This window comes from Endozoicomonas sp. Z74 (genome assembly GCF_057680865.1).
Genome location: NZ_JBLYZI010000271.1, coordinates 1 through 672 on the forward strand (window position 1 = coordinate 1; position 672 = coordinate 672).

Below are 672 nucleotides of genomic sequence, written 5' to 3' on the forward strand. Positions count from 1 at the left end.
TCTGTGAAATATGAGTGGCTCTATTTAAACGAATTCAGAACGGTAGCCGAGCTGTACCAAGGGCTGGAAAAATACTTCCAGTTCTACAATACTGAAAGGCTACATCAATCACTGAACTATAAAACACCTCAGGCAATACACTTTGGCTGAGGACTTCAACAACAGTCGGAACATAACTTAAAAAGTGGATCTTGTGGTCTAGACAATGGGGTCCACCATACATTGCAGTGGCGGGTTTTGATCTTGGAAAAGAGGCTTTGTTACGCGCCGATGTGGCGGACCTAGTTTAAACTGGCATCGAAGTAACCACTAAACACGCTGAATAGCCCTTGCCGATAGGGGCTTTTCGTCTTATGAACTTCAGGGCATTGATCAGAATCCATTTTTCTTTTTCTGCTGGGCATTTCCGGAGATGGAGAAAGTGGAGCTGATTCCAGGTTTTCAACGGACTGTAATGGCGGCGTATGATCCTTATGCGCTTTTGGTCCGCTCGGATCAAAAATAAATCGTTTCTTCAAACTCGATAAATCAGAGACTGAATAATATGCATTAGTTCAGATCTGATCTGACAATTCCCTCTTCAAAAAAGGGAAGGGTTACCGATTTAGATAGAGGGTGAAATCACTGAAATCTAAATCGTAAAAAGGTAACCCTTATGATTCATACTAATCA

At 42.0% G+C, this 672-nt stretch carries 1 protein-coding gene; it reads left to right on the forward strand.

All coding sequences use genetic code 11. The features are described 5' to 3' along the window. Window positions 1-3 precede the first annotated feature (3 nt). Window positions 4-150: an integrase core domain-containing protein gene (locus ACNRUY_RS26720; RefSeq protein WP_488110674.1), complete on the forward strand. Its 147-nt coding sequence runs from the start codon at window positions 4-6 to the stop codon at window positions 148-150. Window positions 151-672: the final 522 nt, after the last annotated feature.